Annotated in this window: 22 protein-coding genes and 1 riboswitch; of the genes, 17 read left to right on the forward strand and 5 right to left on the reverse strand. The window is 62.1% G+C overall.

What is annotated here, in order from left to right; genetic code table 11:
- The first annotated feature begins 112 nt into the window (after positions 1–112).
- Together BM216_RS13965 and BM216_RS13970 are read left to right on the forward strand one after the other, a co-directional pair.
- Positions 113–1,111, forward strand: coding sequence for a zinc-dependent alcohol dehydrogenase (locus BM216_RS13965; RefSeq protein ID WP_092999810.1), 999 nt, complete (start codon positions 113–115; stop codon positions 1,109–1,111).
- 87 nt (positions 1,112–1,198) lie between these two features.
- Positions 1,199–1,888: a GntR family transcriptional regulator gene (locus tag BM216_RS13970; protein ID WP_092999811.1), complete on the forward strand. Its 690-nt coding sequence runs from the start codon at positions 1,199–1,201 to the stop codon at positions 1,886–1,888.
- 24 nt (positions 1,889–1,912) lie between these two features.
- Here the strand turns inward: BM216_RS13970 and BM216_RS13975 are convergent, their stop codons facing one another.
- The 4 genes from BM216_RS13975 to BM216_RS13990 form a co-directional block, all read right to left on the reverse strand.
- The gene (locus tag BM216_RS13975) at positions 1,913–2,734 is read right to left on the reverse strand and encodes a bifunctional allantoicase/(S)-ureidoglycine aminohydrolase (RefSeq protein WP_092999812.1); all 822 of its coding nucleotides are present in this window, start codon (positions 2,732–2,734) and stop codon (positions 1,913–1,915) included.
- Positions 2,735–2,839: 105 nt separating this feature from the next.
- Positions 2,840–4,147, reverse strand: a complete 1,308-nt coding sequence (locus BM216_RS13980) for an MFS transporter (RefSeq protein ID WP_244530175.1) — start codon at positions 4,145–4,147, stop codon at positions 2,840–2,842.
- A gap of 210 nt (positions 4,148–4,357) precedes the next feature.
- Positions 4,358–4,732, reverse strand: a complete 375-nt coding sequence (locus BM216_RS13985; protein ID WP_092999813.1) for a response regulator — start codon at positions 4,730–4,732, stop codon at positions 4,358–4,360.
- Positions 4,713–5,096 (reverse strand): response regulator, encoded by a 384-nt coding sequence (locus BM216_RS13990; protein WP_244530176.1) that lies wholly within the window; start codon positions 5,094–5,096, stop codon positions 4,713–4,715. Before BM216_RS13990 ends, BM216_RS13985 begins: the two co-directional genes overlap by 20 nt.
- A gap of 406 nt (positions 5,097–5,502) precedes the next feature.
- Here BM216_RS13990 and BM216_RS13995 point away from each other — a divergent pair, with 406 nt between their 5' ends.
- From BM216_RS13995 to BM216_RS14030, 8 genes are all read left to right on the forward strand, one after another.
- Positions 5,503–6,363: an amidohydrolase family protein gene (locus tag BM216_RS13995; RefSeq protein WP_092999815.1), complete on the forward strand. Its 861-nt coding sequence runs from the start codon at positions 5,503–5,505 to the stop codon at positions 6,361–6,363.
- Entirely contained in the window at positions 6,360–7,811 is a 1,452-nt protein-coding gene (locus BM216_RS14000; protein WP_092999816.1) for a class I adenylate-forming enzyme family protein, read from the forward strand. The genes BM216_RS13995 and BM216_RS14000 overlap by 4 nt, the downstream gene beginning before the upstream one ends.
- Positions 7,812–7,893: 82 nt before the next feature.
- Positions 7,894–8,706 (forward strand): acetoacetate decarboxylase family protein, encoded by an 813-nt coding sequence (locus BM216_RS14005; protein WP_092999817.1) that lies wholly within the window; start codon positions 7,894–7,896, stop codon positions 8,704–8,706.
- 46 nt (positions 8,707–8,752) lie between these two features.
- The gene (locus BM216_RS14010; RefSeq protein WP_177230787.1) at positions 8,753–9,775 is read left to right on the forward strand and encodes an ABC transporter substrate-binding protein; all 1,023 of its coding nucleotides are present in this window, start codon (positions 8,753–8,755) and stop codon (positions 9,773–9,775) included.
- On the forward strand, positions 9,775–10,386 hold the full coding sequence (locus tag BM216_RS14015) for a cysteine hydrolase family protein (RefSeq protein ID WP_177230788.1): 612 nt from the start codon (positions 9,775–9,777) through the stop codon (positions 10,384–10,386). Before BM216_RS14010 ends, BM216_RS14015 begins: the two co-directional genes overlap by 1 nt.
- Positions 10,383–11,210: an ABC transporter ATP-binding protein gene (locus tag BM216_RS14020; protein WP_092999820.1), complete on the forward strand. Its 828-nt coding sequence runs from the start codon at positions 10,383–10,385 to the stop codon at positions 11,208–11,210. The genes BM216_RS14015 and BM216_RS14020 overlap by 4 nt, the downstream gene beginning before the upstream one ends.
- Before the next feature lie 17 nt (positions 11,211–11,227).
- Positions 11,228–11,998, forward strand: coding sequence for an ABC transporter permease (locus tag BM216_RS14025; RefSeq protein ID WP_092999821.1), 771 nt, complete (start codon positions 11,228–11,230; stop codon positions 11,996–11,998).
- Positions 11,999–12,280: 282 nt separating this feature from the next.
- Positions 12,281–13,117, forward strand: coding sequence for a GntR family transcriptional regulator (locus BM216_RS14030; protein ID WP_092999822.1), 837 nt, complete (start codon positions 12,281–12,283; stop codon positions 13,115–13,117).
- A gap of 4 nt (positions 13,118–13,121) precedes the next feature.
- On the opposite strand, the gene BM216_RS14035 is transcribed toward BM216_RS14030, so the two are convergent.
- Complete coding sequence (locus BM216_RS14035) at positions 13,122–13,772, reverse strand: TetR/AcrR family transcriptional regulator (protein WP_093000089.1); 651 nt, start codon at positions 13,770–13,772, stop codon at positions 13,122–13,124.
- Between the two features lie 316 nt (positions 13,773–14,088).
- On the opposite strand from BM216_RS14035, the gene BM216_RS14040 reads away from it, so the two are divergent.
- The 7 genes from BM216_RS14040 to BM216_RS14070 all read left to right on the forward strand — a co-directional run bounded on the left by BM216_RS14040 (position 14,089) and on the right by BM216_RS14070 (position 21,438).
- Positions 14,089–15,099 carry a TRAP transporter substrate-binding protein gene (locus tag BM216_RS14040; protein WP_092999823.1) on the forward strand — a complete coding sequence of 337 codons (1,011 nt, stop codon included), beginning with the start codon at positions 14,089–14,091 and terminating at the stop codon, positions 15,097–15,099.
- Between the two features lie 58 nt (positions 15,100–15,157).
- Positions 15,158–16,024 (forward strand): shikimate dehydrogenase, encoded by an 867-nt coding sequence (locus BM216_RS14045; protein WP_092999824.1) that lies wholly within the window; start codon positions 15,158–15,160, stop codon positions 16,022–16,024.
- A 16-nt stretch (positions 16,025–16,040) separates the two neighbouring features.
- Entirely contained in the window at positions 16,041–17,930 is a 1,890-nt protein-coding gene (locus BM216_RS14050; protein WP_092999825.1) for a bifunctional sugar phosphate isomerase/epimerase/4-hydroxyphenylpyruvate dioxygenase family protein, read from the forward strand.
- A 143-nt stretch (positions 17,931–18,073) separates the two neighbouring features.
- Positions 18,074–18,185: riboswitch (TPP riboswitch) on the forward strand.
- Positions 18,179–18,787 (forward strand): YkoF family thiamine/hydroxymethylpyrimidine-binding protein, encoded by a 609-nt coding sequence (locus BM216_RS14055; protein WP_092999826.1) that lies wholly within the window; start codon positions 18,179–18,181, stop codon positions 18,785–18,787. (Overlaps the previous riboswitch by 7 nt.)
- Positions 18,788–18,809: 22 nt before the next feature.
- Positions 18,810–19,616, forward strand: coding sequence for an ABC transporter permease (locus BM216_RS14060; protein WP_092999827.1), 807 nt, complete (start codon positions 18,810–18,812; stop codon positions 19,614–19,616).
- Positions 19,613–20,410, forward strand: a complete 798-nt coding sequence (locus tag BM216_RS14065; protein WP_092999828.1) for an ABC transporter ATP-binding protein — start codon at positions 19,613–19,615, stop codon at positions 20,408–20,410. The genes BM216_RS14060 and BM216_RS14065 overlap by 4 nt, the downstream gene beginning before the upstream one ends.
- Complete coding sequence (locus BM216_RS14070; RefSeq protein WP_092999829.1) at positions 20,407–21,438, forward strand: ABC transporter substrate-binding protein; 1,032 nt, start codon at positions 20,407–20,409, stop codon at positions 21,436–21,438. Before BM216_RS14065 ends, BM216_RS14070 begins: the two co-directional genes overlap by 4 nt.
- Positions 21,439–21,450: the final 12 nt, after the last annotated feature.

Consider the following 21,450-nt stretch of genomic DNA (forward strand, 5'->3'; position numbering starts at 1 on the left):
AAAATCGTTCTGCAGACAGACACGCAGCCAATCCCCTCCAGGCAGCGCAGCGACTTGTTGACATACAGTACCTCAGAGAGCAGTTTTGTCCATATTTTTCGAGGAGGAATAAATGAAAGCGCTCGTGTATTTGGGCAAGGAAAGCATGGGGTACCGCGACGTCCCCGAACCGGAAGCAGCCTCCGGTGGCGTGATCGTTAAGGTCCATGCCTGCGGCATCTGCGGTTCGGACATGCACGGCTATCACGGACACGATCCGCGCCGCGTTCCACCGATGATCATGGGCCACGAGATGGCAGGCGTGCTGGAGAGCGGCCCCAGCGCGGGGCGGCGCGTGACCATCAACCCGCTTCTCACCTGCGGCCGCTGCAACGAATGCCTGTCCGGGGCACCGCAACTCTGCGAGGAGCAACGCAATATCGGCCTGCCGCCGCATGCGGGCGGCTTCGCCGACAGGATCGTTGTGCCGGGAACCAGCCTCGTCGAAATCCCGGACCATATGGATTTCCCGACGGCAGCCTTGTCCGAGCCTGTGGCGGTCGCCTATCACGCAGTGCAGATCGGAATGCGTAACCTGCGACGTCCTCTATCGGCCGCCAGGGTCGTCGTTCTGGGAGGCGGCGCGATCGGACTGGCAACGGCGCTGGTCGCGATAACTCAGGGTGCTGCGACTGTCATGCTGGGTGAAACGAGCGCTACGCGGCGCGCGACGGCCCAGGCCGCCTCCGATGCAATCGTCGCCTATGATCCGCTTGGCGAAGCTCAGATTGAGCCTGCCTCCGCGGATCTGATTTTCGATGCTGTCGGCGCCAGGGCGACCCGGGAGGCTGCCTTCAGGCTGGCCCGGCGAGGCGCCACCATCGTCCATCTGGGGCTTCTGCCCGGATCCGAGGGGGTCGACGTCAGAAGGATGACGCTGGCCGAGATCGCCTTCGTCGGCTCCTACTGCTATTCGATGACGGATTTCAGGGAAACCGTGGCCTTGCTCGCCTCCAATCGCCTCGGCCCGCTGAACTGGGTCGAGACCCGACCGATGGCCGAGGGCGCGAAGGCTTTCGCCGATCTCGACAGAGGTGATACGAGCGCCGCCAAGATCGTTCTGATGAACTGACTTGGAATGGCCCCGCGAAGTCCCACCGGATGATGGGCTACAACGGGCAGGCACAGACCGGACAGACAGGGGAACGATAGACAACAGATGAAGAAAAGCCCGATCAGCCGCCCCCAGTCGCTTGCCGCAACCGTCGCCGACCGCATCAAGGCGGCGATCCTTGCCCGCGAACTCGCGCTCGGCGAAGCGCTCTCGGAAGACAAGATCGCCACCGCCATGGATGTAAGCCGCACGCCCGTTCGTGAAGCGCTTGCGATCCTGCAACTCCAGGGCCTCATAGTGATCCTGCCGCGCCGCGGCAGCTTCGTCTTTCAGCCCAGTCGCGAAGACATTCGCCTTCTGGTGGAATACCGCATGAATATCGAGCTGCGGGCGGCGCGTCTGGCCGTGAAACATGCACCCGGCGGGCTCCACGACGCCATGGTCAAAGCTCTGGAGGACATGGTCCGGGCGCGCGAGGCGGACGACGCTCTGCTATACGCCCGGGCGGATGGCGATTTCCACAACGCCTTCTTCGAGCACAGCCATAATTATCTGTTCGCCGAAGCATACGACATCGCGGCGGGCCGTATCGCTGCCCTTCGCGCCCATCTTTCCGACGAGCTCAAGCTGCATCGTCGAATGACCTACGAAGAACACCAACAGATGGCCGAAGCCGTAAAAGCACGCGACCCTAGCAAGCTATGCTCGATCCTGCGGGCACATATCTCGGCCATGGGACCAAACTATATCCATGCCCTGGAAGCACTCCGCAGGGGAAAACCGCGACTGGCCTGAACGCCGCCTGGCGCGACTTGGAGATTACCAGAGGTCGGCGTGACGGTTGACGTCCTTGTAGAGGAGGTAGCGGAAGCGGCCCGGTCCGCCGGCGTAACATGCCTGGGGGCAGAACGAGCGCAGCCACATGTAGTCGCCCGCCTCGACCTCGACCCAGTCCTCGTTGAGGCGATAAACCGCGCGGCCTTCGAGCACATAGAGGCCATGCTCCATGATATGCGTCTCCATGAATGGAATGACGGCGCCTGGCTCGAAGGTGACGATGTTGAGATGCATGTCGTAGCGCACGTCGGACGGATCGATGAAGCGGGTCGTTGCCCAGCGGCCCTCGGTATCCGGCATCGGGTTGAGCACGCATTCATCCTCATGGGTGAAGATCGCCGGCGGCGCATCCAGCCCCTCTACGACCTTGAATGCCTTGCGGACCCAGTGAAAGCGGCAGGCACCCTGGGTGGGGTTGGCGAGGCTCCAGCTCGATCCCGCCGGCAGAAACGCGAACGAGCCTTCGCGAAGCTGGTGAGCCTTGCCATCGAGCGTAATCGTGCAGCCGCCCGCGACGACGAAAATCGCCGCCTCGGCACGCGCGTCCGGTTCCGGACGGGCGCTGCCGCCGCCGGGAAGAACCTCCATGATATATTGAGCGAAAGTCTCGGCAAAGCCGCTCAACGGGCGCGAGATGATCCAGGCACGCGACTTTTCCCAATGCGGAAGCACACTGGTGACGATATCGCTCATTACCGTCTTCGGGATCACGGCATAGGCGGTCTTGAACACGGCCTTGCTGGATAGAAGTTGCGTCTGCGGCGGCAGGCCGCCCACGGAAGAAAAGTATCGGCCTTCGGTCATGCTGTCTCCCCGTCTGTCGGTCGTCCAGCTTTAAGCGCGGGGACAGATTTCAGCAATCGGCAAACGACGGAGATGCTCGGATCGGGGCTGACCAGGGCCAAGTGCCTATTCGTCGCCGGAAGTGGTCGGTTCGCCATCCTCGTTATGGCGACGATATCTTATGATCGCCGGCGAGAACCACAGATAGATGCCTATGATGACGGCGCCTGCACTGACGCATAGGAGAAAATAGACATGCGCCAGCGCATTGTCCTCGGATAGCGCCGCCATGCACAGAGGCAAGGCTCCGCCGAATACCGCGTAGGAGACAGTGTAGGAGAACGAGACGCCACTGAACCTGACCTGCGGCGGGAATGACCGTATCATCACGACGGGTACCGCCGTCGCGACCGCACCGGATAATCCGATGACCGCACTCACGATGCAGAGATAGTTCATCCCGGTGCTTTCAAGCGTCGCGAGGGCGCAGGCGCCCGCAGCCAGAAGCCCTCCTCCCACGATAAAGACGCTCGCCGGCCCGGCATAGTCGACGGCAATACCGGCGAGGATCACCGCCAGCATCCTGAAGGCGGCGCTGATGCTGGTGATCGTCAAGGTCTCCAGACGGCCGATATAGTGCAGTTTCTGCAGGATGGTCGGCATGAGCAGCGACAGCGTCAGCACGCATGCCGCCACCACCCACGTACACAAGACGGATATGACGATGCCGCCCCTGTAATGCTTCAGCACGGTCCGGAGAGGCGGCTCGGGAATGAGCGAGCGATGTGCCCGAAGCGCCATGAAGACGGGCGTTTCGTGCAGCATCCTTCGCAGATATACGGCTATGACCCCAAGCATGCCGCCAAGCAGAAAAGGCAATCGCCAGCCAAAGTGGAGCATATCCTCGGTCGACAGCGTGGTGGTGATGGTCTCCATCACCACGGAGCCGAGAAAGACGCCGAACGCGAGACCCGCGCCGACGATGCCGCAGGCGAAGCCGACGCGCTCCGGCGCGATATGCTCCGACGCGAAGGTCCATGCGCCTGGAACCTCTCCTCCGATGGCGATGCCCTGAAGAATGCGAAGCAGCATCAGGATCACCGGCGCGGCTATGCCGATCTCCGAATAATCCGGCAGAAAGGCCATGGAGAGGGTCGAGCTTGCCATCAGGAGGATTGAAAAAAGAAAGACGTTCCTGCGCCCGAAAAGATCGCCGAAATGTGCAAAAACAACACCGCCAAGCGGGCGGAAAAGATAGCCCGTCGCGAATATCCCGAATGTCTGCACCGAGACCAGCCAGGCCGGCAGATGTGGCGGGAAGAACAGGGTGGCGATGAAGTCAGCAACGAAGATGAATATTACAAAGTCATAGAATTCCAGGGCACCTCCCGCGGCCACGAGACAGAGTGTCTTCAGGCTATGACGATGCGTCACAGCCGGTCCGACTGCTGGCGAATATGGGGGGCGCGACATGCAATCGACCTCAGTTGCGTCGAGCGCAACAGAGCCATCCAAAGCGAACCTCATATTCTGAAAGTTAGCCGTCGCGTTACATATGAAACTTCTCAGCTTCGCGCCGATCCGCCGTGCCGAAACTGCCTTTGGGGGCACATGCAAGCCTGTTGAAAGACCGGCTATTTCGCCCTAGCTGCGCATCGCACGCAAACGCCTGATCTCATCGAGCAATTGCTGCGGATGATAGGGCTGATCCAGCGGCCCCTGTTCGCAGAGGTCACCGGCCACCTCCGCCGTTCTGCTCAGCGACTGGGTCAGGACGACCTGCGCTTCACCGCCCTGTTTCCTGACATGGGTCGAGAGATCGAAGCCGCTGCCGTCGCGCATCGCCACGTCCGAGACGATAACATCGACCGTGTGATGCTCGACGCTGAGCTTTGCATCTTCGAGACCGGTTGCCTCGATGACCCGATATCCGCATTCGCGCAGATATTTCGCTACTGCCGACCGCTGCAGGGCGTCGCTGCTCACCACCAGAATGGTCTCAGCCGTTTCCGTCTGCATGAGGCTCTCCCTTAAAAAGCGCGCGAAGCGTATCCGCGACGTTCCAGACAGGTTTTCTCAGAAACAGGTCGCAGAAGCGCTGATCCACATCCTGGCGGGCATCGCCGGTCATCATGGCAATCTTCATGCCCCGATGATGGGTGCGGACGTGGCGGGCGAGATCGATGCCGTTCGCCTGGCCCGGCATGTCGATATCCGTCAGCAGGAGATCGAATTTCACGCCATAGCGCAGCAGATCCATCGCCTCGTCGGCGGAAGAGACCTCGATGACTTCCCAGCCGATCCTCCGCAGATTGTCGGCGGCATCCATCCTGAGGAGGAATTCGTCTTCGGCAAGAAGCACGCGGATGGGCGATGCGTCCACGCCGGGCCTGCCGCCCACATATGCCGGGATCATACCGATCTTGCCTCTCGCCCTACGCGACCTGACGTCAGAAATACCTGACACTGTCTTTTGTTCCCGATCTAGCCGATCGATTGACGGTCGCCAAGAGACCGGTGTGGCACTTCAAACACATTAGCGGGCGGCCATATGGACTCTCGCCCGTCACTCGCACAAGCTGATCGCTAAAGATGGCCATTCCAGCGAGGAGGCGGCGGTCTTTCCAGACAACAGCAATCTCAAATGTCATACTCATATAACATTCAGAAATAAAATTTCGCTCGAATTCGTCGGGAAATTCGGCGCGCTATGATTGAATTTATGCGCTTGTGTCGTCGTGAAGCCTGTGCATATTGTTATATCAATAAACAAAAATGGGAACTTCGATATGGGAACGGGCGCGATCGACGCAGTCGTCAACATATGGACCGAGGAGGCCCTTGCCGGCCGGCCGGACCGCAATGATTTCTACACGGGCAAGGTGAAGGTCGACCGGGGCACATTCGAAGGCGTCTCGCTCGAAAACATGATCCGGCGCATGGACGAGGCCGGCATCGAGCGCTCCATGCTGATCGCCGCCAAGGTCGGTCCGGCCGATCACCGCGCCTGCTACCACGTGCCCTACAAGCTGGTTGTCGACGCAGTCCAGAAATATCCCGACCGCTTTCTCGGCCTTGCTGGCGTCGACCCGACCGAGGGCATGCGCGGCGTCCGGGAACTGGAAATGCTCGTGCGTGAATACGGCTTCATCGGCGCACATACCTATCCCCACTGGTTCGAGCTCGCGCCCGACCATGCCCGCTACTATCCCTTCTATGCCAAATGCGTCGAACTCGACGTGCCGATCCAGCTGCAGGTCGGGCAGTCGCTCGTCTACGACAAGAGCTTTCCCCGCCGCAGCACCGGCCGTCCGATCACGCTCGACGCCGTCGCCTGCGACTTTCCCGAACTGAAGCTCATCGGCATCCATATCGGCATTCCGTGGACGGAAGAGATGATTGCCATGGCCTGGAAGCACGAGAATGTCTTCATCGGCTCGGACGCCCATGCGCCGCGCTACTGGCCGCAATCTTTCATCCATTACATCAACACCTACGGGCAGGATAAGGTGATCTTCGGCACCGATTTCCCGGTCCTCGATTTCGGCGAGACGATGCGCCAGATCGACGAACTCAACCTGCGCCCGGGGCCGAAGCAGAAATTCCTGCGCGACAACGTGATCCGCATCTACGGGCTCGACGCGAAATGAACCTCGCCGAAGCCATCGAGATCAACGCCAAGGCGCGGCCCGATCACATCGCGATCATCGAGGGCGACCGCCGGCTGACCTACCGCGAACTGGCGGGAGCGATAGCTACCGCCGCCGCGCGGCTGCAGACCGCCGGCGTGGGCCGCGAAGACATTATCGGCCTCTGTCTCAAGGACAGCGCCGAACACCTGATCTTTCTCTATGCGCTCGCCCGCATCGGCGCAGTCATCCTGCCCATGGACGTGCGCTGGACCGAAGCGGAAAAGCTGCGCGTCGCCGCGCATTTCGAAACAAGGTTCATTCTGGTGGAGTCGGACAGCGATCCGGTTGGCGACCTGCAGATGCTCGCCTGGGACGCGCTGCCCGAAGAGACGGATGCCGCCGGCGCAATCCTGCCCGGCGATGACATTCCCCTTCTCCTGTCACTGTCTTCCGGCACGACGGGCCGCCCCAAGGGGCCGCGCATCACCCACACGCAGATGCTGCGGCGCTTCTGGACGCACTGGATCAATCTCGGCCTCAACAGCACCGATCGCTATGTCTCGGCGACCCCGCTCTATTTCGGCGGCGGACGGACTTTTGCAATGTCCGTGCTCTTTTCCGGCGGCACCGTCATCCTCTTTCCGCCGCCATTCGATGCCGCCGATCTCTGCGCGGAACTCGACCGTGTTTCCGCGACCAGTACATTCCTCGTACCGACGCAGTTGCGGAAGCTGCTCACCCAGAACATCGCCAGCCTCGCGCCGGTCGGCAAGCTGCGGCTGCTGATATCCAGCGGCGCGCCACTCGATGGCGACGAGCGCGTCGCGATCTCGAAACTCTGCACAAATTTCGTGGAATACTATGCCTCGACGGAAGGCGGCGGAATATCGCTTGCGACACCCGACACGCGCCGCCTGCAGCCGAACGCTGTCGGACGTCCGGTCTTTGGCGTAGAAGTGGAGGTCGTGGACAACGATCACGCGCCTCTCCCGGCAGGCGAGATCGGCCGTTTTCGCTATCGCGGCCCCGGCGTCGCAACCGGTTATTTTCGCGACGAGGATATCGACCGGGAAACCTTCCGCGACGGCTGGTTCTATCCGGGCGACCTTGCCGAGATCGACGAAGCCGGACACGTCATCCTGCGCGGTCGCGCAAAGGACATGATCATCCGCGGCGGGGTCAATATCTATCCGGGCGAGATCGAAACGATCCTGCGCGAACACCCTTCCATTTCGGAAGCCGCCGTGGTGGGATGGGCATCGCAGCGGCTGGGCGAGGAGGTTGCAGCCTTCATCGTAGCAGCCGAGCCGGTCGATGATACGGATCTCAAGCTGTGGTGCGCGGAAAGGCTGGCGCCCTACAAGCTGCCGAAGGCATTCTTCCGGGTCGACGACCTGCCGCGCAACAGCGCAGGCAAGGTTCTGAAGGCGGAGCTGGCGGCCGGATTGCCGACTTCAGCTGCTTAAAAAACCGCAAGGCGCGGTTGCGCACCGAGCATCCTGTGTTAATGTTATGTCAATATAACAAATAAGAACTTCAGAGGGTGATATGCAGGCTGAAAAGCCGTGGGCGGGCCAGTCATGGCCGCGCACCGCGTCCGGTCGTTCATCGTTGGTGGAGCCGCTTCCGCATCACATCAGCTGTGATGCGCTGCACGTCAATTTCCGCGCCGATCCGGCGCGCGTCGCGCATTTCCTGCCGCCGGGTCTGGAGCCGCTCGATACCGGCGATGGCTGGGTGATGATCGCCGAGATGGCCAAGGTCAGCACCGGCAATCCCGAACAGATGTGGCGCGACCCCGCGCGGTCCTCCTACAATGAATGCGTGCTCGGCTTCTACTGTCGGTTCGGTGATCGGATCGGCCGCTACAGCGCGCTTGTCTGGGTCGATCGCGACTGGTCGCTCGGAATGGGCGCCATCTTCGGCTGGGGCAAACGGCTCGCCTCCGTCGATCGCACCCGCTTCCAGTCCACCAATCCGGCATTCTCTGGAAGCAGCTACCGGCTGGGTGGAACCGTCACCCGCCACGGCCACCCGGTCCTGCGCATGTCGATCGACTTCGACAAGGATGGCGAGGTTGTCAAAAGCCTTCCCGGCCACGGCGGATCGACTTTCCTCTACCGCTATATCGCAAGCCCCGGCCCGGACGTTGCCGATGTCGAGCAGCTGTTCGAACTTCCCTTCACCAATGTCTCGATGGGCGAGATCCGCCCCGGCCGCGGTGAGATCGAATTCTTCGATGCCGAAGACGAGGAAGTCACAGTGCTCGGCACAGTCGAGGTGACCGGAGGCTTTTCCTATCAGCGCGGCTGGACGACCGACCGGACGGCCCGGCTGCTGCATGACTATTCGGGCGAATAGAACCGACCCGGTGCGCATAAGAACCAACGACAATAAAGAGGGTAACATGAGCACATTCGAACTGAACCGACGCAATTTTCTCATCGGCGCCCAGGCTCTGGCGGTGGGAGCTGCACTTCCTGCCATGCCGGGCATCGCCCGGGCGCAGGACATGGTCAAGATGACCTACCTGACGCCCTTCGGCTACATCATCGGCTTTTCCGAGGCGCTCTATGCCGACAGCGCCGGTATCTTCAAGAAGCATGGACTCGACGTGACCGTCGAAGGCGGACGCGGCTCGTCGATGGCCGTCCAGCAGGTGACGGCCGGCAATGCGCTCGTCTCGCGTACCGGCGGCACCGACCTGATCAAGGCCTATGCCCGCGATCCCTCGATCGTCGCCGTCGGCGAGATCTACCAGCGCGACCTCTTCTACGTCATCAGCTCCAAGGATGCGCCGATCGCAAAGCCGGAGGATATGGCGGGCAAGACGATCGGCATCGTTTCGGCAGCCGGCGCCACCGAAAACCTCCTGGACATGATGCTGGCCGCTCGCGACATCCCGAAGGACGAGGTCAAGCGTGAGGTCGTGGGCAACGCGCCCGCCGCCTTCCAGCTGATCAAGCAGGGCCGTATCTCGGCCTTCATCGCCACAAACGACACAGCCTTCCAGCTGCAGTCGACCAACGAGCCGGTCCTCGCCTGGTCGACCGACGAGATCGCCCGCTGCCCCGGTCAGGTCTACATGACTTCCAAGGCGCAGCTCGCCGAGAAGAAGGATGTCATCGCCAAGTTCCTGGCTGCCATCTATGAATCCGTCGGCGCGATCGCCGGTGCCACGGACGTCGCCCCGATCCTCGCCTCGATGAACGACAAGTACCAGCTTGCCGAAGCCGCCCGCGACGACAAGGGACTTGCCGTCCTCCAGTATGCCGCCAAGAACCTCAAGCGGGCCGAGACCGAAAAACTGAAGTCGAATGCGGAAGCATGGACATCCGCCTACGGCCTGATGGTCAAGGCCGGCCTCATTCCGGAGCTTGCCGACCAGAACTTCTACGACGACTCGGCGCGCCTGCTGGCGTTCCCGTGATGTCCGGGACCGCAGGCACGGCCCTCATCGTCATCGATCCGCAGGTGTCGTTCTGCGATGCCACGGGATCGATGGCGCAGCAGGGACGGCCGATCGACACGATGCGGGAAGCGGCGATCCGTTGCGACGGGCTGGCGGCGACGGCACGCGCTGCCGGCGCAACGGTGATCTGGACGCGCATGGTCTTTGAGCCCGATTATTCGGATGGCGGCGAGCTGATCGCCTCCATCCGGCCCGGGCTCGCCAAGATCGGCGCGTTGAGGCGCGGCAGCGGCGACGAGTGCCTGTCGGAGATCGTGCATCCCGCCGAGGATGACATCGTCATAGACAAGACCCGCTATTCCGCCCTTGTCGGCACGGGGCTCGAAGCCCTTCTGGCCGAGCGAAATATCGCCAGGGTGTTCGTCAGCGGCGTCACCACCTCGATGTGCGTTGAGAGCACCGTCCGCGACCTCGGCCAGCGCGACTACAAGACCTTCGTCGTCACGGATGCCTGTGCCGACTTCGATGAGGCCCGGCACGAAGCATCGCTTGCCGCCATGGCCTTCGGGTTCGCAAAGCTCGTCACGATCAAGGAGGCGGGCAGCATGTTGGATGGAACAAGAGCATGACAGTCAACGCAGCATTGGCCGATCCGGCCCCCACAAGCGCCAAGGGCGCAGGCATCCGGCTTTCCAAGGTCGAGCAGCGCTACGGTGTGGACAAGGGTACAGTCCTGGCGCTGACCGGCGTCAATCTCGATATCGCCAAGGGTGAGTTCCTCGTCCTGCTCGGCCCCTCCGGCTGCGGCAAGACGACCCTGATGCGCATCATCGCCGGCCTTCTGAAATCCACCGAAGGCACGGTCGAGATCGACGGCCAGCCGCTGTGGAACGGCAACCGGCGCAACGACAAGGTCATGCAGGAACTCGGCGTCGTCTTCCAGGACGCCAACATGTTCCCGTGGATGACGATCGAGGACAATATCGCCCTTCCTCTCAAGCTCCGGGGTGTCGGCAAGGAGGAGCGCCGCCGCCGCGCGGCAGAGCTCTGCGAACTGGTCGGCATCACGGGTTTCGAGAAACGCTGGCCGCGCGAACTGTCGGGCGGCATGCGCCAGCGCGCCGCGATCGCCCGCGCGCTCAGCACCAGGCCGCAAATCCTCCTGATGGACGAGCCCTTCGGCGCGCTCGACGCCATGACCCGCGAACAGATGAATCTTGAGCTGCAGCGCATCTGGATGGAGAGCGGCTGCACCGTCGTTCTCGTCACGCATTCGATCCGCGAAGCCGTGTTCCTCGCCGACCGGGTGCTGCTGCTCTCGCCGCGTCCGGGCAAGATGGACACCATCCGCGACATCTCGATCGCCCGGCCGCGCAGCAGCTACGACCAGTCGACGCCCGAATTCCAGGCCCACGAACTCGAGCTGCGCAAGCGCCTCGACTCCTTTGCCTGAACAGAGAAGAGGCTCCCATGTCCAAGAACAACGCCGCCTGGTTCGCCACGCCACTGGTCCTGATCGCCCTCATCGCCATCTGGCATGCCTATGTGACGATCTTCTCCGTCTCGCCCTTCATCCTTCCCTCACCGCTTGCAGTCGGCAAGGCGATCGTCAAGCTGCTGAGTGATCCGCGCACATGGCAGCACACGCTGATCACGCTCTACGAGATCGTCGCCGGCTTCATCATCGCCGTCATCATCGGCATCGTCTTCGGCGGACTTCTCGGCAAGATCCGCTGGCTCGAACAAACGCTCAATCCGCTGATCGTCGGCCTGCAGGTCATGCCCAAGGTGGCGCTCATTCCGCTCTTCATCGTCTGGTTCGGCTTCGGCGTGACGTCGAAGATCGTGCTTGCCGCCGTCATCTCCTTCTTCCCGATCATGACCAACACGATCCTCGGCATCAAATCGGTGGAGACCGGCCATCGCGACGTGATGCTGGCGTTGAATGCCAGCCGCTGGCAGACCTTCCGTGATGTCGAACTGCCGAGCGCCCTGCCCTTCATCCTGACCGGCATGGAAGTCGGCATCGTGCTCGCGACGATCGGCGCGATCGTCGGCGAATATCTCGGCGGCAGCCAGGGCCTCGGCTACCTCGCGGTGTCGACGCTCAACGCCTTCGACGTGCAGTCCATGTTCGGCGTCATCTTCATCCTGACGGCGCTCGGCCTGATCCTCTACTTCCTTGTCGTCATGATGCGACGCTACCTGACGCCCTGGCACGCTGCCGCAAAGAACGATTGAGGCGGTCGTGGATGCAATCCATAGGTGGACAATCGACGTATCGGCAAGGCATCACGGAAACGTGTATACTACCGTCGCGGCCCGCCAGCCGCCCATGCGGCGCCGGACCGTCGAGACGTTTGTGCACAGGGTATCCCCCAAGAAGCACTGGACGGCGTGACGGAAGAAAGTGCTATTCGTGTCCTCAACCCTGATCTGCCAGCGGCTTTCCAGGTGTTGTTGCGGTTGATGTGATCCCTGCTGCCGGCTTTGCCCGTGGCGTCAAAGGGGAAGGATTTTGACATGACAGACGGCCCCATCGCGAATACGCCGCTCGTTCGCTCGCCGGCAGATATCCCCACCCCGCTCTATCACCAGGTGCATCTCGTGCTGCGCGAGCGGATCGAGCAGGGCTATTACGGGCAGAAGGGCACGCTTCCGGCCGAGATGGAACTCGCCCGCGAATTCGATGTCTCGCGTATCACCGTCGCGCGCGCCATCAACGATCTGGCGCAGCAGGGACTGGTCGAGAGACGGCGCGGCGCAGGCACACGCATCGTCAACCGCGAACTGGCTTCCACCGTGCCCGCCAATATCGACGGCCTTCTGGAAAACCTGTTCGACATGGGCGTACGCACCAGGGCGCAGGTGCTGGAATTCGGCTTCGTGCTGCCGCCCAGCGACGCGCAGCAGGAATTGCAGGTGGGCTCGAGCGAGCTCGTCCAGCGCGCTGTACGCGTGCGCAGCTACAATGGCGAACCCTTCTCCTACCTCGTCAGCTTCGTGCCCGGCCATATCGGGCGCAATTTCACCGAAGAGGACATGAATTCCGGCTCGCTCATGGGGCTTCTGGAAAAGAACGGCATCAGGATCGGCAGCGCGCAGCAGGCCTTCAGCGCCTCGCTTGCGGACCCGAAGATCGCCCAGGCGCTCGGCGTCCAGGTCGGCACACCTCTTCTCGCCATCGCCCGTACCGTCTTCGACACGGCCGGCAAACCGGTCGAGTTCATCCGCATCCTCTACCGCACCGATCGCTACCAGTATCGGATGACGATGGAGCGTAACAAGAAGGGCGCCATGCGCTCGCGGCCCGCCGCAACGGTCGGTGAAGGCAAAGACGGCGACGACAGCAGCCGCTAACCGCCTACTTTCCCTCGGGCGTCATGAGATAGCTCAGCACAGCATCGGCAATCATCTGGCGGTGGCGCGACATCAAGGCCGGCTCGGACAGGTCGAGCCGAAAGATCGTGCCGAACGTGTGGCGGTTCGATACCCTGAAAAAGCAGAAGGCGCTGATGAGCATATGCACGTCAAGCGCTTCCGGCCGGCGCTGAAAGACGCCTTCCTTGACGCCACGGGCGATGATGTCGTCCAGCGTGTTGATGATCGAGACGTTGAGATCGCGGATTTCTTCCGAGCGCTGCATGTGCACGGCATTGTTGATGTTCTCGACACTGACGAGGCGGATGAAATCCGGATGGGCCTCGTCGTGGTCGAAAGTCGTCGAAACCAGAACCCGCAACGCTTCGTCCGCCGGCAGATCGGAAAGTTTGAGATCGGCTTCAAGGCTGCGGATGGCCCGGTAGGATCGCTCCAGCACGGCGAGATAGAGCGCTTCCTTGCTGCCGAAATAATAGTAGATCATCCGCTTCGACGTGCGGGTCTTTTCCGCAATCGCGTCGACGCGCCCTCCGGTCAGGCCGTTGGCGGCAAACTCCTCCGTGGCGACGTCCAGAATATCGGCCTTGGTCCGCTCCGGATCGTTTTTCCTCGTGCTTGCAGACCTCGCCGACATGCTGACCTCTATCATGCTGTCACGGAATCGCTTCCGCCTTCTCCGCCTCTTGTCCATCTGACCGAAGCAACAGCCGCAAGTCCAGCTTTTGCGGATTTTCTTGACATACTCACCGGTTCGTACATTTTGATGTGACCGTCCGACGCGATTGGAGGATTGCGGATCTGGAGCGCATGCGCAGCTTCACGGACAGGAGGCAGAAGGCACCTGGAATGGAGGTTCCGGGGTTGGATCGACGAAAGGCAGGCAGAAGAGACGCAGTTGACGGGCACAGCGATGACCGTTGCGCTCACCGTTCCTTTGGGAGGAGGACAAGATGCTGAAGAGATTGATGATAGCGGCGCTCGCCGCAACCATTCCATTGCTGGCCGGCAGCGGCAGCGCGCTCGCCGAGATCCGGCAGCACACGCTGAAATTCGCGGCCGCCAACAGCAAGGGGCATCCGCAGGTCACCGGCATGGAAAAATTCGCCGAGATCGTCAAGGAGAAGAGCGGCGGCAAGATGGTCGTAAACCTCTTCCCGGGCGGCGCGCTTGGCGGCGACCTTCAGACGGTCGCCTCGCTGCAGGGCGGCACGGTGGAAATGCTGGTGCTGAATGCCGGGATCATGGCGAGCCTCAGCAAGTCCTTCGGCGCCGTCGACCTGCCCTTCCTGTTCGACAGCGGCGAAGAGGCGGACAAGGTCATGGACGGGCCATTCGGCAAGAGCCTTGCCGACAAGCTGCCGCCGTTCGGTCTCGTCGGCCTGGCCTATTGGGAACTCGGCTTCCGCAACGTCACCAACGACCGCCGGCTGATCGCCAAGCTGGAGGACATCAAGGGCCTGAAGATCCGCACGCTTCAATCGCCGATCCCGATCGCGCTGTTCAGCTCGCTCGGCGCCAATGCCGTGCCCATGCCCTATCCCGAGCTTTACCCGGCGTTGGAAACCGGCGCGGTGGACGGACAGGAAAATCCCTATGCCAACATCCTCAATGCAAAATTCTTCGAAGTGCAGAAATACCTGACCGTCACCCGCCACCAGTACAACCCGCAGATCGTGCTGATCAGCAAGCCGTACTGGGACCAGCTGAACGGCGAGGAACAGCAGATACTGCAGGACGCTGCCGTCGAGGCGCGTGATTTCCAGCGCACAACATCCCGCGAGGCCGAGGTGAAGGCGCTTGAGGAGATCAAGGCGACCGGCATGCAGGTCACCGAGCTCTCGCCGGAAGAACTCCAGAAACTGCGCGATGCCGTGAAGCCGCTGATCGAGAAGTTCACGCCGGATATCGGCCAGGACACCGTCACGCTTCTCTTCAAGGAGCTGGAAGCAGCCCGCAAGTGAACCACAATCGCCGGCCCTTCACGAGGCCGGCTCATCCGTCAATCATGAGGCATTCTCGATGGCCGATACATTGGTAAAGCCCCTGATGGCCGGCCTGATCGGCACCGGCATCCGGGCATCGCTCACACCGGCAATGCACATGGAAGAAGGCAGGGCACAGGGCTTTTCCTACGCTTACGAACTCATCGATCTCGCCGCCCGGAATCTATCACCGGATGCGCTTCCCCGCTTGCTGGATGATGCCGAGGCGCGCGGTTTCGTCGGCCTCAACATCACCCATCCCTGCAAGCAGCTCGTCATTCCCCATCTCGATGACCTGTCGCCGGAAGCGCGCGCCATCGGTGCGGTCAACACCGTCGTTTTCAAGGATGGCAGGCGATACGGCCACAACACCGACTGGTGGGGCTTTGCCGAAAGTTTTCGCGGCGGCCTTTCCGGCGTCAATATGACCGCTGCCGTGCAGATCGGCGCCGGCGGCGCCGGTGTCGCGACAGCCTACGCGATCCTGTCGCTCGGGCTCCGGCACCTGACCGTCTTCGACCGCGACGATGAGCGATCCGAACAGCTGGCCGCCGCCATGTCCCGCCTATTTCCCGCAGCCACGATTGTCGCGGGAGACGACCTCGCAAGCGCCATGGGCGCGGCATCCGGACTCATCCACGCGACGCCGACCGGCATGGAAAATTATCCCGGCCTGCCTCTGCCGGCGGAGCTGCTGGCTCCGCATCATTGGGTCGCTGAGATCGTCTATTTCCCCCTGGAGACCGAGCTTCTTCGGCAGGCGAGAGCCATCGGTTGCCGAACCCTAATTGGCGGCGGCATGGCTGTGTTCCAGGCCGTCGGCGCCTTCCGGCTGCTGACGGGACATGAGCCCGACGTAACGCGCATGCGCCACCATTTCGACAGGATGACGACGGCTCACTAACGGTGAAGGAGCCCGCATGAAGACCTCGATCGCGACCGTTTCCATCAGCGGCGAATTGCCGGACAAGCTCGAAGCCATCGCCCGCGCGGGTTTTCACGGCGTCGAAATCTTCGAAAACGATTTCCTCGCCTTCGACGGCAGCCCGGCGGATGTCGGCCGCATGGTCCGTGACCACGGGCTGGAGATCACCCTGTTCCAGCCCTTCCGTGATTTCGAAGGCATGCCGGAGCCGCATCGCAGCCGCACGTTCGATCGGGCCGAGCGCAAGTTCGACATCATGCAGGAACTCGGTACCGATCTCGTCCTCGTCTGTTCCAATGTCTCGCCCGTCTCGCTCGGCGGCATCGACCGGGCTGCCGCAGACTTTCACGAACTTGGGGAACGGGCGGCAAAACGCGGCCTCAGGGTCGGTTATGAAGCCCTCGCCTGGGGCCGCCACATCCACGACCACCGCGACGCCTGGGAGATCGTCCGCCGGGCGGACCATCCCAATATCGGCCTGATCCTCGACAGCTTCCACACGCTCTCCCGCCGGATCGACGTCAACTCGATCCGCTCCATCCCCAAGGACAAGATCTTCATCGTCCAGCTTGCCGATGCGCCGCAGATCGAGATGGATCTTCTCTATTGGAGCCGCCATTTCCGCAGCATGCCCGGCGAGGGTGACCTGCCCGTCACCGACTTCACCACGGCGATCGCCGATACGGGTTATGACGGCTATTACTCGCTGGAAATCTTCAACGACCAGTTCCGCGGCGGGTCTACGCGGTCGATCGCCGCCGACGGCCATCGCTCGCTCATCTATCTCGGCGATCAGGTTCGCCGCGCCACACAATCCACGGCGTCGCAACTGCCCTCCATGCCGGACCGCGCCAAGGTCAACGGCGTCGGCTTCGTCGAATTCTCCGCCGATCCGAAGGACGCCGCAGACCTCACCGGCATCCTGCACACCCTCGGCTTCCGCAGGCTCGCCAAGCACCGCAGCAAGCGGGTGGACCTGTTCGGCCAGGGCGACATCCGCATCATCGTCAATACGGACGAAGAGGGCTTCGCCAACGCCACCTTCGCCGTCCACGGCGTCTCCGCCTACGCCATTGCACTGGTCGTCGGCGATGCGCGCGAGGCCTATGCTAGGGCGATTGCCCTCGGGGCAGAACCCTTCGAACAGAGCGTAGCGGAAGGCGAAATCGCCATCCCCGCGATCCGCGGCGTCGGCGGCGGACTGATCTACCTGCTCGATAACAGGAGCGACCTCGGCCGCTTTTCCGAAATCGACTTCGAACCGGTCTTGGATGACACCGGGGCTGCGCCGGCAGGCCTCAAAGCGGTCGACCACATCGCCCAGACAGTCGGTTATGACGAGATGCTGACCTGGCTGCTTTTCTACGGCTCGATCTTCGACGTCGAAAAGACGCCGATGGTGGACATCATCGATCCGGCCGGCGTGGTTCGCAGCCAGGTGCTGGAAAGCGCCGACGGCGCGCTGCGCATCACCCTCAACGGTGCGGAGAACCGGCGTACGCTTGCCGGCCATTTCATCGCGGAGAAATTCGGTTCCGGCGTCCAGCATCTTGCCTTCCGCACCGACGATATTTTCACCACTGCACGAACTCTTCGAGATAACGGGTTCAAAACGCTACCGATCTCCCCGAATTATTATGGCGACGTTGAAGCCCGCTTTGGCCTCGATCCGGACCTCACCGAGCAGCTGAAAACCGGGAATATTCTTTATGACAGGGACGAGCACGGCGAATATTTCCAGCTCTACAGCACCACCTATGGCGAAGGCTTCTTCTTCGAGATCATCGAACGCAAGGGCTACCAAGGTTATGGCGCGGCCAATGCCATTTTCCGTATCGCTGCGCTGAAAAAGGCATTGCGGCCGGAAGGCGTACCCAAAAACTGAACCTCATGGCATTTCACATGATGAAATGACTAGAAGAGATTGTTTTTAAACAAATGTTCGGCGCAACAACGCCACCTGATACGTCATTTCGATGACATCTGAAACAAACCCGCTTGCACATCACCCCACCGGTGATCTATCACTTGCGCAGACAGGGGTGCTCCGTAATGCCGGGGCTGAGATACGGTCGCCAAGATCGTGGACCCTCAAGCTGATCTGGATAATGCCAGCGGAGCGAGGTTCAAGCGATGTTTTCCGGCGCGCAAATTTCCCTATACCCCATGTCCGACGATTTCGTCGGTGTCATTCTCGGCTCGTTGAAGGCGTTCGATCCCTACCGCGATCGCCTCAGGATCGAGACCGACGACATCTCGACCCTGATCGTCGGCACGCCTGACATCGTCTTCGCCGCCATGCGCGACCTCTTCGTCGAGGCTGCCAGCAGCGGCAAGCATTGCGTCCTTCACGCGACGATCTCTCGCGGATGCCCCGGCGAGCCTGACGACCCGATCTGCGCAGTTCCGGAAATGACCGGCCCGCTGGCCCCTCTCGAGGAGCGCAAGGCCCAGGCCCTCGCTGCGGTCTCCTCGGCCGGCGTCTCCGGCCAGCCCGCGGCAGCGCAGTTCTCGCTCTATACGCTCGGCATCGATCAGCACATGGACGAGATCTATGGCTGCATCGATTTCCTCAAGACGTCCGGCGTCTTCGACAAGGCGAAGAACTTCTGCACCAAGCTGCGCGGTGACGCCGCGCCGGTCTTCGCCACGATCGGCGAAGCCTTCGTGCGCTTCGGGCCGCCGCAAGGCCATGTGACCATCGACCTGACCGTTTCGGCCAACAGCCCGACCGCGATCTGACCCGCGAATAACGGACAATTCGATGCCATCACGCGCCTCCTATCGGCGAAACACGCCGTCTCGTGCCTTCCTCATCCGCGTCTTGCCCGCGCTGATTGCCGTCGCCTGCCTCTTCCTCGCGTGGGAAGCCTATTGCGACCTCTCCGGCATATCCCCGACGACCCTGCCCGCCCCCTCTCACGTCTTCGCTCAGGCATGGGCGAACCGGCAGGGGCTGTGGGACAATCTGCTGCCGACATTGCGCGCGACGCTTGCCGGCTTCGCCCTGTCGCTCGCCGCCGCGTTCGTGCTGTCGGTCGCGGTCGATTTCTCCCACATCCTGCGGCAGGCGCTGTTTCCGATCTTCATCATCAGCCAGACCCTTCCCATGGTGGCGATCGCGCCGCTCGTCGTTCTCTGGTTCGGCTTCGGGCTGATGCCGAAAATCCTGCTCGTCGCGCTCGTCACCTTCTTCCCCATGCTGGTCGCGCTCGTCGAAGGTTATGCGGCGACGGAAAAGGAGCTTGAAGACCTGCTCGGCTCGATGGGCGCCTCCCGCTGGCGACGCTTCCTGCTGGCGCGGCTTCCCTCCTCCCTACCCTATTTCTTCGCCGGTCTCCGGATTGCCATCACCTATGCCGTGGTCGGCGCGATCTTCGCGGAATACGCAGGCTCGGCGAAAGGGCTCGGCATCTACATCCTCAACGCCAAGAACAATTTTCGCGCCGATCTCGTGCTTGCCGCCGTCATGGTCAGCTCGGTGCTGACGCTCCTGCTGTTCGGCGCAACGCTCCTCCTGCAGCGCATCCTCGCTCCCTGGATCATCGAAACGAAGGGAGCACGCCGATGAAATCGTCGCTGCTGCAACTCGACCGAGTCTCCTTCAGCTATGACGGCCTGCCGGTTCTCGACGACCTGTCGCTCACCATCGGACGCTCGCAATTCATCTCGATCGTCGGACCCTCCGGTGCCGGAAAATCGACGATCTTCAAGCTGTTGACGGGCGCAGCTCATGCAGAGCGTGGGCGAATCCTTTTCGATGGCGACATGCTCGACGCCGGCCCCCGGCATTTCGCCTATATGCCGCAACGCGACGCATTAATGCCGTGGCGGCGGATCGTCGACAACGCCACGCTTGGCCTCGAGGTACAGGGCCTGTCGCGCAAGCAGGCGCGACGGCAGGTCGAACCGCTCTTCGAGGAATTCGGCCTTGCCGGTTTCGAGCAGCATTATCCGGCAGCCCTCTCCGGCGGCATGCGCCAGCGCGTCGCGCTGCTGCGCACCGTCGTCCAGGGCCGGTCGATCCTGCTCCTCGACGAACCCTTCGGCGCGCTCGACGCGCTGACCCGCAACCGCATGCAGCTCTGGCTGGAAGCGATGTGGCTGAAGCATCGCTGGACGGTGATCCTCGTCACCCATGATGTGCGCGAGGCCGTCATGCTGTCGGACCGCATCTATGTGCTGTCGCCGCGCCCTGCCACAGTCGCCAAAGTCATCGACGTGCCCCTGCCCCGCCCGCGCCTGCGCGATGCCGCCAGCCGCGCCAGGGCATCCGCCATCGAGGGCACGATCCTCGACGCGCTCTTTTCACCTCAGGACGATGATCAGCAACGCCCGCACCTTCAGGGAGGATCTACCCAATGAACCAGACGATACCGCCATTTCACCTGACCCGCCGCGCCACGCTTGCCGGTCTCGCCACCCTCGCCATGCCTGCGATTTCCGGCAGAGCGCATGCCGCCACAAAAGTGTCCGTCGCCCTCGACTGGACGCCGAATACCAACCATATCGGCCTCTTCGTCGCCCGCGAGAAAGGTTTCTACAAGCAAGCCGGCCTCGACGTCGACATCCTGCCCTATACCGACAGTTCCGCATCGACGCTCGTCGCCAGCGGCGTCGCCAATTTCGGCATCTTCGGCACGATCGACCTCTTCACCCAGCGCGCGGTCGGCGCCGATCTCGTCGCCACCTATGCCATCGTCCAGACCGAAACGGGACGCGTCGTCTTCAACGGCGACCGCGAGGATATCCAGAGCCCGAAGGATCTCGACGGCAAGACCTATGGCGGCTTCGGGTCGGAATGGGAAAGCGCGCTGCTCAGGTCGATGATCCGGCATGATGGCGGCAAGGGCAAGTTCGAAACGGTGACGCTCGGCACCTCGGCCTATCAGGCGCTCGCAAACGGCGCCGTCGATTTCACCGTCGAAGTCCGCACCTGGGAAGGCGTCAAGGCCGAGCTCGATGGCGCCAAGCAGCGGACATTCCGCTACGGGGATTACGGCGTGCCGGACGAATATACGACGCTGATCGGATCGAGCAGCAGGTTCCTCGCCGCCGATCCGAAAGCCGCATCCGCCTTCCTGTCGGCGACGCGACGCGGCTACGATTTCGCCAATGCCCAGCCGGATGCCGCGACCGATATCCTGATCGGCGCAAACAGCGACGCGCTCACCGACCGCGCACTGGTGCGGGCTTCGATGCAGGCCCTGATCGACGGTCACTATCTGAAGGGTGCCGACGGCACGATCGGCAGTTTCGATCCGGCGAAGATGGAGGCGATAGGCGCCTATCTCTTCGATGCCGGCATCCTGAAGGACGCGAGCGGCGCAACACTCCGCGAGAAACCGGATTTTGCCCCGTACTTTACCAACGACTTCCTCGCTGCCCATTGAGGAAGGGAGCAC

The organism is Rhizobium sp. NFR07 (assembly GCF_900111905.1).
Lineage (GTDB): Bacteria > Pseudomonadota > Alphaproteobacteria > Rhizobiales > Rhizobiaceae > Neorhizobium.

Excerpts from the sequence above, each read along its gene's own strand:
- BM216_RS13965 (WP_092999810.1), top strand. The coding sequence starts at position 113 with ATGAAAGCGCTCGTGTATTTGGGCAAGGAAAGCATGGGGTACCGCGAC.
- BM216_RS13970 (WP_092999811.1), top strand. The coding sequence starts at position 1,199 with ATGAAGAAAAGCCCGATCAGCCGCCCCCAGTCGCTTGCCGCAACCGTC.
- BM216_RS13975 (WP_092999812.1), bottom strand. The coding sequence starts at position 2,734 with ATGACCGAAGGCCGATACTTTTCTTCCGTGGGCGGCCTGCCGCCGCAG.
- BM216_RS13985 (WP_092999813.1), bottom strand. The coding sequence starts at position 4,732 with ATGCAGACGGAAACGGCTGAGACCATTCTGGTGGTGAGCAGCGACGCC.
- BM216_RS13995 (WP_092999815.1), top strand. The coding sequence starts at position 5,503 with ATGGGAACGGGCGCGATCGACGCAGTCGTCAACATATGGACCGAGGAG.
- BM216_RS14000 (WP_092999816.1), top strand. The coding sequence starts at position 6,360 with ATGAACCTCGCCGAAGCCATCGAGATCAACGCCAAGGCGCGGCCCGAT.
- BM216_RS14005 (WP_092999817.1), top strand. The coding sequence starts at position 7,894 with ATGCAGGCTGAAAAGCCGTGGGCGGGCCAGTCATGGCCGCGCACCGCG.
- BM216_RS14010 (WP_177230787.1), top strand. The coding sequence starts at position 8,753 with ATGAGCACATTCGAACTGAACCGACGCAATTTTCTCATCGGCGCCCAG.
- BM216_RS14015 (WP_177230788.1), top strand. The coding sequence starts at position 9,775 with ATGTCCGGGACCGCAGGCACGGCCCTCATCGTCATCGATCCGCAGGTG.
- BM216_RS14020 (WP_092999820.1), top strand. The coding sequence starts at position 10,383 with ATGACAGTCAACGCAGCATTGGCCGATCCGGCCCCCACAAGCGCCAAG.
- BM216_RS14025 (WP_092999821.1), top strand. The coding sequence starts at position 11,228 with ATGTCCAAGAACAACGCCGCCTGGTTCGCCACGCCACTGGTCCTGATC.
- BM216_RS14030 (WP_092999822.1), top strand. The coding sequence starts at position 12,281 with ATGACAGACGGCCCCATCGCGAATACGCCGCTCGTTCGCTCGCCGGCA.
- BM216_RS14035 (WP_093000089.1), bottom strand. The coding sequence starts at position 13,772 with ATGTCGGCGAGGTCTGCAAGCACGAGGAAAAACGATCCGGAGCGGACC.
- BM216_RS14040 (WP_092999823.1), top strand. The coding sequence starts at position 14,089 with ATGCTGAAGAGATTGATGATAGCGGCGCTCGCCGCAACCATTCCATTG.
- BM216_RS14045 (WP_092999824.1), top strand. The coding sequence starts at position 15,158 with ATGGCCGATACATTGGTAAAGCCCCTGATGGCCGGCCTGATCGGCACC.
- BM216_RS14050 (WP_092999825.1), top strand. The coding sequence starts at position 16,041 with ATGAAGACCTCGATCGCGACCGTTTCCATCAGCGGCGAATTGCCGGAC.
- BM216_RS14055 (WP_092999826.1), top strand. The coding sequence starts at position 18,179 with ATGTTTTCCGGCGCGCAAATTTCCCTATACCCCATGTCCGACGATTTC.
- BM216_RS14060 (WP_092999827.1), top strand. The coding sequence starts at position 18,810 with ATGCCATCACGCGCCTCCTATCGGCGAAACACGCCGTCTCGTGCCTTC.
- BM216_RS14065 (WP_092999828.1), top strand. The coding sequence starts at position 19,613 with ATGAAATCGTCGCTGCTGCAACTCGACCGAGTCTCCTTCAGCTATGAC.
- BM216_RS14070 (WP_092999829.1), top strand. The coding sequence starts at position 20,407 with ATGAACCAGACGATACCGCCATTTCACCTGACCCGCCGCGCCACGCTT.